Origin of the sequence: Clostridium sp. D53t1_180928_C8 (assembly GCF_015667795.1) — a bacterium.
In the GTDB taxonomy this organism is placed as follows: domain Bacteria; phylum Bacillota; class Clostridia; order Clostridiales; family Clostridiaceae; genus Clostridium.
The window spans coordinates 1-11,952 of the sequence record NZ_JADPEL010000068.1 but is presented as its reverse complement, the minus strand read 5'-3'; the positions used below and the strand labels follow the sequence as shown (position 1 = coordinate 11,952).

At 27.3% G+C, this 11,952-nt stretch carries 9 protein-coding genes; 1 reads left to right on the top strand and 8 read right to left on the bottom strand.

All coding sequences use genetic code 11. The features are described 5' to 3' along the window. From I4V51_RS19270 to I4V51_RS19240, 7 genes are all read right to left on the bottom strand, one after another. Positions 1-425 (bottom strand): hypothetical protein (locus tag I4V51_RS19270; protein WP_195990061.1); only part of this gene is annotated, 425 nt, incomplete at its 3' end. Between the two features lie 108 nt (positions 426-533). After that, a complete protein-coding gene (hypE, locus tag I4V51_RS19265) occupies positions 534-1,541 on the bottom strand; it encodes a hydrogenase expression/formation protein HypE (RefSeq protein WP_195990060.1) in 1,008 nt (335 codons plus the stop codon). Positions 1,542-1,568: 27 nt separating this feature from the next. After that, the gene (hypD, locus tag I4V51_RS19260; protein ID WP_195990059.1) at positions 1,569-2,648 is read right to left on the bottom strand and encodes a hydrogenase formation protein HypD; all 1,080 of its coding nucleotides are present in this window, start codon (positions 2,646-2,648) and stop codon (positions 1,569-1,571) included. Then, positions 2,617-2,880, bottom strand: a complete 264-nt coding sequence (locus I4V51_RS19255; RefSeq protein ID WP_195990058.1) for a HypC/HybG/HupF family hydrogenase formation chaperone — start codon at positions 2,878-2,880, stop codon at positions 2,617-2,619. The genes hypD and I4V51_RS19255 overlap by 32 nt, the downstream gene beginning before the upstream one ends. Further along, a complete protein-coding gene (gene hypF / locus I4V51_RS19250; protein WP_195990057.1) occupies positions 2,852-5,176 on the bottom strand; it encodes a carbamoyltransferase HypF in 2,325 nt (774 codons plus the stop codon). The genes I4V51_RS19255 and hypF overlap by 29 nt, the downstream gene beginning before the upstream one ends. A gap of 166 nt (positions 5,177-5,342) precedes the next feature. Next, entirely contained in the window at positions 5,343-6,293 is a 951-nt protein-coding gene (locus I4V51_RS19245; protein WP_195990056.1) for a carbohydrate kinase family protein, read from the bottom strand. A gap of 133 nt (positions 6,294-6,426) precedes the next feature. Next, the gene (locus I4V51_RS19240; protein ID WP_195990055.1) at positions 6,427-10,716 is read right to left on the bottom strand and encodes a 2-hydroxyacyl-CoA dehydratase; all 4,290 of its coding nucleotides are present in this window, start codon (positions 10,714-10,716) and stop codon (positions 6,427-6,429) included. 162 nt (positions 10,717-10,878) lie between these two features. Here I4V51_RS19240 and I4V51_RS19235 point away from each other — a divergent pair, with 162 nt between their 5' ends. After that, on the top strand, positions 10,879-11,235 hold the full coding sequence (locus I4V51_RS19235; protein ID WP_195990054.1) for a tetratricopeptide repeat protein: 357 nt from the start codon (positions 10,879-10,881) through the stop codon (positions 11,233-11,235). Positions 11,236-11,248: 13 nt separating this feature from the next. Here I4V51_RS19235 and I4V51_RS19230 read toward each other — a convergent pair. After that, positions 11,249-11,952 (bottom strand): transglutaminase-like domain-containing protein (locus tag I4V51_RS19230; protein WP_207746023.1); only part of this gene is annotated, 704 nt, incomplete at its 5' end.

The window sequence follows — 11,952 nt, the reverse complement described above, 5'->3', positions numbered from 1 at the left end:
CCATAATCTATTAATACATATCTATTGTTCACTCTACCCCAACTTGTAATTTTATATAAGTCAGCCCAAACTAAATTATACTTATCATGAATTTCTTTAATGCTTTTTTTATTTTTTATATCTTTTTTATTTTCAATATTAAAATAATTCAAAAATGCTTTTTCATTTTTAATAGGATTTGCTTTCTTCATAATTAAATACTTACAATCATCTGATACAAAATAAACTCTTGCAAGTAAAGGTGATTTACTTTCATTAAAAATTAAAAATTCTGCTTCATTTTGAGCAATCCCCTTAATATTTCTAGCAATTTTTAATACAAATCCATTATTTAAGTCATAAACATTTCTAGCTGAACCCGAACCTATATACTTATACATTCCAGATTTTATCCCATATAAAATATACTCAATGTCAATGTACATAATAAGCACCTACTCTTTTGTATAAACTTAGAGCACTTATTATAATACTCTACATATTATACTATTCATTTAATGCTTAATATGTGATTCAATTATAGCTTAATATTATCAGCATATTCTAACTAATATTTCCCCTTCAGGCATATTTATAATTCTTTTACCTCCAATATTAGTTTTTAAATAGAGCTTATTTTTCCCATCATTTATTACTTCCCCTAATAAAACAGAATTTTCTCCTACAGAATTCTTCTTCATAACACTTAGTACATTATCTGCATCATTTTTATCTACTATTACAACCAATTTTCCTTCATTAGCTATAAATAATGGATCAAGTCCTAAAATATCACACATCGCAGCCACTTCTTGCCTTACTGGAATATTCTCTTCTTTAATTTCTATACTAACATTACTATGTTCTATAATTTCATTTAAAGTAGTAGCTAGTCCACCTCTAGTAGGATCTCTTAAGACTCTAACATTTGTACTAACTGATAATATATCACTAATTAATTCATTTAATAAACAGCAATCACTTTTGATAGTACTTTCAAATCCCAAATTTTCTCTTTTATTCATAATGCACATACCATGATCACCTAATGTACCGCTTACTATTACCTTATCTCCAGGTCTTACCTTATCTCCACTTAAATACCTATTATTTTCTTCTATTATGCCTATCCCAGTAGTATTAATATAAATCTTATCACAGCTTCCCTTTTCTACTACCTTTGTATCACCTGTAACTATTTTAACTCCTGCCTCATTAGCAGTTTTAGCCATAGATTGTACAATTTTCTCAAGTTCATTTATAGTTAATCCCTCTTCTATTATAAAACCTACTGAAATATATAATGGCTTTGCTCCACTCATACATATATCATTAACTGTGCCACAAATTGATAGCTTTCCTATATCACCACCTTCAAAAATTATAGGATTTATTACAAATGAATCTGTTGATATAGCTATTCTGCCATTTATAATTGGCAATACTGTTGAGTCATTTTTTTGTGATAAAAGCTCATTATTAAAATACTTATAAAATAAATTGTCTATTAACTTATTAGTTGCCTTTCCTCCACTACCATGGGCTAAAGTTATTATTTCCATAAAAGTCACCCCTTAAAATTCTAAAGTTTATCTATACTTATAAAATGCTGAACAAGTTCCTTCTTCTGATACCATACATGCTCCTATTGGATTTAAAGGAGTACATACCTTTCCAAACAATTTACATTCTGTTGGTTCTTTAATTCCCATTAATATATCACCACAAGAACAAGCACTATTATTATTATTTTCCTTCATACTAATCTTAAACTTAAATAGCACATCAAAACTTTTATATTCATCTCTTAATTCTAGTCCTGCATTATTAACTTTTCCTAATCCCCTCCAAGTACTTTCAGTTAATTTAAATATATTTCTTAATAAATTATTAGCCTCTTTATTTCCATCCTTATTTACTAATCGTGTATATAAATTTATTAATCCATATTCATTTTTTTCTTTCATCTCAATTAATGTATATATAGATGATAAAATATCATTTATTTCAAATCCAGAAATAACCATAGGCATCTTATATTCTTCTGCTATATCTAAAAAAGGTTTTTCACCTATTATAGTTGCAACATTTCCAGGACATAAAAATCCATCTACTTTAACATTAGGATTTAAAACCAGAGCTTCCATAGCCTCTGGCATTGTTTTTAGACTATTTAATACTGAATAATTTTTAATATTTTCTTCTTTAGCTTTTTTTATACTAAGTGCTATTATTGGTGCAGTGGTCTCAAAGCCAATTGATAAAAATACAACTTCTTTATCGACATTTTTTTTTGCTATTTCTATACTATCTAAAGGTGAATATACAACTCTTATATCTCTTCCTTTAGCCTTTTCTTTAGATAAGCTACTATTGCTCCCTGGTACTCTAATTAAATCTCCAAATGTAGTTATTATTACATTATTTTTTTTGGATAATTCTATAGCAGTATCTATATATCCTTGTGGCGTTACACAAACAGGACAGCCTGGCCCATTTATAAGTTTAATATTTTTACTTAAAACATCTTTTAATGCATTTTTTAGTATTACATTTGTATGTGTTCCACAAACTTCCATAATAGAAATATCAAAGCTCAATTTACTATTTATCTTTTTTAATAGCTTTTGAGATATATCATTGCTTTTTAACTCTTTTAATATTTCCATTAAAGTTACACTCCTCTATAGCATTACTTAGTTCTTTAAATATTTCTAATGTTTCTCTTGCATAATACTCATCTATTTTTTGAATTGCACACCCAGCATGAACTAATACATAGTCTCCTACTTTAGGATTTTCAATAAACATTATATTTACCTTTACCTTAACTCCGTTATAATTAACAATAGCATCATTTTCTAAAACTTCTTCAATTTTTGCTGGAACTGCTATACACATACCCTCTCCCCCTTAATTCTTCTTTTATAATTTCATTTGCAATTAGTAATTGTCCTAAACTTACTCCACTATCATTACAAGGAATAACCTTATGAGTTATTACATTAAAATTATATTTATTTAATCCCTCTACAACACCTTTAAATAATATTTCATTTTGAAAAACACCTCCACTAATAACAACAGTATTAACTTTGGTATTCTCTCTAATATTTAAAGCCATTTCAATAGTACCTTTTACTACTGTATTATGAAATTTCTTTCCTATAATATTAATATTATTTTTACTCTTAATATCATGAATAATCCCCTTTATAATATCATCAAAACATAAAATAAACTTTTCTTTATCTCTTCTAATTTGGAAATTATATGTTTCACTATTACTTTCATCACATATATTTTCTAAATTAATAGCCGCCTCACCTTCAAAGGTGACTTTATTATTAACTCCTAATATAGAAGAAATTCCATCAAATAACCTTCCCATACTAGATGTCTCTGGAGAATTTATCCTTCTATCAATCATAGTCTTTATTATGTCAATTTTTTTATTCTTTAAATGTTCTGGAATAAAATCTTTTAACTTTTCTTTAAAGACTTTATAAATTAGTGAAATCCCTATTCTCCAAGGCTCTTCTATTGATTTTTCTCCACCTGGCAAATAAAATTTATCTAAATGTCCAACTCTTTTATACTTTCTTCTATTACATAAAAAAAATTCTCCACCCCATATGCTTTCATCATCCCCATATCCTGTTCCATCAAATGCAATTCCAATAACATCTTCATTTATATTATTTTCTGCCATGCAACTTACAATATGACTATGATGGTGTTGTGCTTGTACTATTCTAATAGTGCTTTTTATCTTTAAAACTTTTTCCATATTGATTTTTTTATATTCAAAATCTGGATGATTATCATATACTAAAACTTTAGGAATAATATTATACATTTTACTAAAATGCTCTATAGTGTGTTCTAAAGAATACATTACTTCACAGTTCTTTAAATCTCCTATATATTCACTAATAAAAATATCATTTCTATTACTTAAAGAAATAGTATTTTTTAATTCTGATCCTAAAGCTAATATTTCTGTAATAGTATCAATATTTAATGTGTATGGCGCATATCCTCTTCCTAATCTTATAACCCTCTCTTCTCCTAAAATACTATTAGTTACTGAATCATCAATTCTCATATAAATTTCTCTATTATGAATTAAAAAATAATCCACAATACTATTTAATTTTTTAATTGCCTCATTATCTTTATATATAATTGGTTCTCCACTAATATTTGCACTAGTCACTACTAAACTATCTAACTCATCATCAAATAACATATAGTGTAATGGTGTATATGGTAACATGACCCCAACTTTTTTATTTTTTGGAGCCAAATTTTCAGAAAAACTATATTTATTTCTTTTCTCTAAAAGTACAATAGGCCTTTTATTAGACTTTAATATCTCCTCTTCTTCTTTTTTTATATTACAGTATTTTCTTACAGATTCTATATTTTTTATCATTACTGCAAGTGGCTTAGTAGGTCTACATTTTCTCTCTCTTAATAATTTAATTGCATATTCATTATTACTATCACAAACTAAATTAAAACCTCCAATTCCCTTGATAGCAAATATTTTTCCTTGCTTTAAAAAAGCTATGGCAGTATCTAAAGGATCATTAGTTATTATTTCATTATTATTTTTGTCAACTATATAAGCTTTAGGTCCACATATAGGACAAGCATTAGGCTGAGCATGAAATCTTCTATTTGCAGGATTATTATATTCAGCTTTACAGCTATCACACATTTTAAAATCATTCATTGTAGTAAAATCTCTATCATATGGCAAGTTTTTAATTATAGAAAATCTTGGTCCGCAATTTGTACAATTAGTGAATGGATATCTATATCTTCTATTGTTTTTATCTAATATTTCCCTTTTACATTCAGAACACACTGAATAATCTGGAGAAATATATGTTGTTGCTCTTAAATCAGAATTACTTTTTTTTATAAAAAAATCTTTATAATTAATAAGCTCTTTATCTCTTATATCTATTAAAGTAATTTTTGATAGTATAGGTGGATTAATTTTAATTTCATCTATAAAATGGTTAATAGATTTTTTGTCTCCTTCAATATCAATCATTACTCCTTGACTTGTATTGTTTACCCAGCCTGATAAATTATTCATTTTAGCCAGATTATAAATAAATGGTCTAAATCCAACTCCTTGAACTATTCCTTTTATATTAATAAATTTCCTGTATTTATCCATACATTTTACCCTCTAAATACATTTTCAATTTTATAATCACAATTTAATTATACCATTTTTTATATTATTTTACATTTTAAGGTTAAATGATATAAAAAAATAAGACTCTACAGATAACATAATAATTTTTAAGCTTTTATGTTATCTAATAAGTCTTATTATACCTTTAGTTTTCTTTCCACTCTGTCTTATTAATTAAATCATTAACTAATTCATTACTCATTGCTGGATTTATTGTTTCCTCATGAGTAATTGTTATTATTGACATAGCCATTGAATATTTTAATGTATCTTTTATACTTAAATTATTCATATATCCATATCCAATTCCGGCTACAAAAGAATCTCCAGCTCCAGTTACATTTTTCACATTAATACTTTCACAACAAGCTAATGTTCCTTCTTCGCCTTCACTAGTTATATAGTAAATTCCATCTGAATCTAAGCTAATAAATACATTTTCCACACCCTGTTCAATGAAAAATCTACCTGCCTTTTTTAAATCATCATCATTTTCAATTTTAAACCCACATAAAGCTTCGGTTTCGAATCTATTTGGCTTTATAGTGTGGAAATATTTAATTAAATGACGAATTTTTCTTGCTTTCTTTGCTGATACTGGATCTAGGATAAATTTACTTTTTCCTTGATATTTTTTTAATATGTACTCTAATAAAACTGGATTATCTGAATCAACAATTGTATATTCAGCATTTGCAAAGACTTCATGTTTTCCCTCTATAAATACTTCGTCCATCTTGTTTAAGCTTTCCATATCTACAACTGCAGATTCCATTTCACCTTGGTGATTTAATATTGCCATATATGTAGGAGTACTTTCTCCTTTTAAGAAAAGAGAATTCTCCATATTATATCCGAATCTTCTAGAGTGTTCTAAAATACTCTTTCCATTCTCATCGTCACCTAATGTAGAAATAAACTCTGTATTTATACCGACTCTTGCTAAATTTTCAGCAATATTTCTACAAACTCCCCCAAAAGATATTTTTATATGACCTGGAATTGAATCCCTTTGTGCATAGCTTCTTCCACAGAAACCAAAAATATCAACTATTGATGCCCCTAAAACTAATATATATGGATTGTTTTCATTCATACTATCTCTCCTGCTACAAATCTAACGTAATAAAACATAAATCCATTATAGTAAAGACGCGAAAAAAAATAAAGAGAAAAATAAAATTTTTGTCGAATATTTTTATTTCTCTTTATTTTTAATAAATTTTAACCTATATATTATTTGTTCTTAATTTATTTATATCTATTTTTATCTCTTTTCTACAATTATATTCTTCTTGAGTTAAATTCATATTTTTTAATGCAACTGACATCATTAATTTAATTCTGTTTAATTGATTAACCTCAGATGCACCTGGATCATAATCAACTGCTATAATATTAGCAAATGGATATTTAGCCTTTAATGATTTTATCATTCCTTTTCCAGTAACATGATTAGGTAAACATGCAAATGGCTGAATACACACTATATTATTTACATCACTCTCAATTAATTCAACCATCTCTCCTGTTAATAACCAGCCTTCACCAGTTTGATTACCTAACGAAACTACTTTTGATGCTTTTTCTGCAAGATTATTTATTGCAGTTGGATTACCAAACCTTTCACTTTTTTGGAGTTCTCTTATAACATCCTTTCTAAATAACTCAATATAAGTAATAGCAATATTACATCCAGCCTTAACAATATCATTTCCTGATAAATATTTACTTTTAAACTCTGAATTATAACAACAATATAAAAAGAAATCTAATAACTCTGGTACTACAACCTCTGCCCCCTCATCCTCTAAAACATCAACAATATTATTATTAGCTGTTGGATGATATTTTACAAGTATTTCTCCCACAACTCCAACCTTAGGTTTTTTAATATCTTTTATATCCATCTTATCAAATTCTTCAACTATATTTTTTATATTTTCATTCATTTCTCTTTTATTTCCATTACAGACATTTTCAAAAGCTTTTTCTCTCCAAAAGCTATATAGATTATTTGCAGAACCAGGAATTTTTTCATAAGGTCTTACTCTATAAAGCACTCTCATAAATAGATCTCCATATATAATTGCCATAATAAGCTTTTTAATAAATAAATAACTTATATTAAATCCTGGCTGTTTCTCCATTCCTAATAAGTTTAATGATATTACAGGTACATATTCAAAACCCGCTTCCCTTAATGCCTTTTTTAAAAATCCAATATAATTCGTTGCTCTACAACCTCCACCTGTTTGAGTTATTATCATAGCCGTTTTCTTAGGATCATACTTTCCAGATTTTAATGCATTTATCATTTGTCCAATTACTAAAATTGATGGATAACATGCATCATTATTAACATATTTTACTCCTTCTTCTACAGCTTCTTTATCATTTTCAGGTAATACCTCAAGATTATATCCACATGATCTAGCTGCTTTTTCTATAAACTGAAAATGTATTGGAGACATTTGTGGTGCAAGTATTGTCCAATCTTTTTTCATTTCTTTTGTAAATAAAACTTTTTTATATTTATTATCAACAGCTTTTAATTCTATTTTATTTTTTTCTCTTTCTTCCATAGCAGCTTTTAATGACCTAATTCTTATTTTTACTGCTCCTAAATTACTTCCTTCATCTATTTTTATTAAAGTATACATCTTGCCTTTTGATGCAAGTATTTCAGAAACCTGATCACTTGTAACAGCATCTAGACCACATCCAAAAGAAGTAAGTTGTACCAATTCTAAATCATTTCGCTCTTTAACAAATGCTGCTGCTCTATAAAGTCTTGTATGATACATCCACTGATCAACAACTCTAATAGGCCTATTTAACTCACCTAAATGAGCTATACTATCTTCAGTAAATACAGCCATATTAAATGAAGTAATTATATCTGTTAATCCATGGTTAACTTCTGGGTCAATATGATAAGGTCTTCCACTTAAAACTATTCCCTTCATATTGTTTTCTTCAATATATTTTAATGTTTCTTCACCCTTTTTCCTTATATCATTTATTACACTTTCTCTCTCATCAAAAGCTGAATCTACAGCTATTTTAGCCTCTTTCATAGTTATACTATAATCTTTAAATATATCATATATCCTCTTATATAACTTTTCCTTATTATCAAGAGACAAAAATGGTGAAATATATTTTATATTATTAATATTTAATTCATCTATATTATTTTTTATTACTTGTGGATAAGATGTAACTATTGGACAATTATAATGATTATTTGCTTTTTTATCTTCTTTATATTCATAAGGTATACAAGGATAAAATATAGTTTTTATTCCCATATTTATTAATTCTATTATATGCCCGTGACTTAGCTTAGCTGGATAACATACGGATTCTGATGGGATTGTTTCTATGCCTAAATTAAATATTTTTTTGCTTGATAAAGGAGAAATTATCACTCTAAACTTTAATTTTGTTAAAAGAGTAAACCAAAATGGATAATTCTCATAAATATTTAAAACCCTTGGTATTCCAATTTCTCCTCTTACTGCTTCCTCTTTCGATAATGGTTTATATTTAAATATTCTACTTAGTTTATATTTATACAAGTTAGGTGCTTTTAATTTATTATCACTATTACCTAATGGTCTTTCACATCTATTTCCTGTAATAAATCTTTCATTATTTGAAAATTTATTAATTGTTAACAAACAATTATTTCCACATCCTCCACATCTAGAACACGTTGTTTCAATTCCAAACTTTTTCAATCTATCACTTTTTATTAATGTAGATACTTCTCCCTCCTTATATCTCTCCTTACTAATCAATGCAGCTCCATAAGCTCCCATTAGTCCTGCTATATCAGGTCTTATAACATTTGCTCCTGTTAATTTTTCAAAGCTTCTTAAAACACCATCATTATAAAAAGTTCCACCTTGAACAATTATATTTTTCCCTAACTCATCAAAATTTCTAATTTTTATAACCTTATATAATGCATTTTTTATAACCGAGTAACAAAGTCCAGCTGAAATATCTGAAATACTAGCCCCTTCTTTTTGAACCTGTTTTACTTTAGAATTCATAAATACTGTACATCTAGATCCTAAATCTACAGGCTTCTTAGATTTAACCGAAAGCTTTGCAAATTCATCAATAGATATATTTAAAGACTTACTAAACCCCTCTATAAATGAACCACACCCTGATGAACAAGCTTCATTTAATAATATGTTATTTATTACACCATTTTTTATCATTAAAGCCTTCATATCCTGCCCACCAATATCCAAAATAAAATCTACATTAGGCATAAATTCTTTTGCACCTCTGAAATGACAAATAGTTTCTATTTCACCTATATCTACTCCTAAAGCCGCTTTTATTAACCCCTCTCCATATCCAGTTACTGTAGCGTTAGCTATAGTTATGTTATTATTAAGCTTTTCATATAATTCTACTAATATTTCTATTGTTTTATTTAAAGGACTTCCTTCATTATTATTATAAATAGAATATAACAACTCATTATTTTCACCTATTATCACTAACTTAGTAGTTGTAGATCCAGCATCTATTCCAATGAATACATTACCTTTATACTCTTCTATTTTCCCTCTTTTAGCCCTACTCTCTAAATGCTTATTTATAAACTGAAAATATTCTTCCTCATCATTAAATAGTGGTGGTAAATTTTTTTGAATTATCAATGTATCTTTAATCTTATCTAAATCTGATATTAAATTTCCCAAAGTTGTAATACTTCTATCTTCCGATAGTATAGCAGCTCCTATAGCTACATATAATTCTGAATTCTTTGGTATAACATATTCACCCTTCTTCAAATTTAATGTTTCTATAAACCTTTTTGTTAGTCCATCAAGAAAATGTAATGGTCCACCTAAAAATGCAACATTTCCTCGTATTGGTTTCCCACATGCTAATCCACTTATAGTTTGATTTACAACAGCCTGAAAAATAGATGCTGCTATATCACATTTCTTAGCACCTTCATTAATAAGTGGTTGAACATCTGTCTTTGCAAATACACCACATCTTGATGCAATTGGATAAATAATATTAGAATCTTTAGATAACTCATTTAACCCATTAGCATCTGTGTTTAATAATATTGCCATTTGATCAATAAATGCACCTGTACCCCCTGCACATGTTCCATTCATTCTTTGATCAACTCCATCTTTCAAGTAAGTTATTTTTGCATCCTCACCACCAAGTTCAATTACAACATCAGTTTTATGTATAAATTCCTCAACGGCTTTTGTACATGATATAACTTCTTGTTCAAAATCAGCATTTAGCCATTCTGCAGCTGCAATCCCCCCTGAACCTGTAACTGTTACTTTTAAATTAATATCTCCTAACTTTTCGATACATTGTATTAACGTTTGTTTTAAAGTAGTTTTAATATCTGAAAAATGTCTTTTATAATCGCTATAGATTACTTTATTATAATAATCTAAAACTACAATTTTTATTGTTGTTGATCCTACATCTATACCTAATTTAAAACATTTCATTTTTACCACTCTTCCTAAATATTATTATACAAAATAATTATAGCATAAATTTATTCTTTTCCCAAATTTTGTAATTTAGTTTAACATAAGAATTTTATATGAATAATATTATATTTTATAGACAATAATTAAAATATCGCAGTAAATACTTAGGAGGGTATTATGAGCTATTTTAATGAAGGAAATAAATATTATAATAATAAAAATTATACTAAAGCAATTGAAAACTACATAGAATCTATTGAAATAGGTGAAAATGAAAGCTGTGCATATTATAATGCTGGTGTATGTTACATAAAGCTTAAAGATTTTAATTCAGCTATTGATATGTTGAAAAAAGCATTAAATATACAAAAGGAAAGTAAGTATTATTTTAATTTAGCCTACTGCTATGCAATGCTTGAAAAGACTAATAAAGCATTAATTTATTTTAATAGAGCATGGGCTCTAGATGCTTCTGATAAAGATTGTGAAAAAGCCATTAACTTAATAATGTCTAAAAACAAAAAAGCGCTTTAAAAGCGCTTTTCTTTTACCATTCCCCAGCAATACTATCAATAATATGATCTTCATAAAAATCATCATTATTAAAATAATTACCTGCTAAATAGAAAGTAGTATCTACTGGTATCCATTTTTCTAATTCACTTATATATACTTCATTCCATGCATGTGGGCCATATTGAGTTCCATCATATGCATTTCCTGTTAATAATCTAACCTTTAAATTTACTGCTCTAGCCATTGCTACATAAAGACATGAATAATCAAAGCAAATTCCACTTCTATCATTAAAAGCACTTATTGCTCCGCTATTTTCTAGCTTCTCATTATTTAATGCCTTTTCTGCTCTATCATAATCGTACTGTACACTACTTCCTACCCATGAATATAGTATTCTAGCTTTATCCATATCATTATCAGCGTTTTCAGTTAATGTTCTTGCCATAGAGTCAATTTCTTCCGTAGACTTAATACCCTCTTCTAATGTTACTCCATTATAATATATAATTATATTACTAGCTGGAAGAAAATTCTCAACTATTTCTTCTGTAAGTTCACCTGTGTTTCTTGCCAATACATCTGCTAATGCAGAATATATTTTATTCTCATTAAAAATATTTACTTTATTATAAATTCCAATAGTATTATTATAGCTAATTATTCCTACAAAAATAATTGATAAAAATATAATTCCCTTTGCAACTCCCAAAACAGATGATACTCCTACTAAGA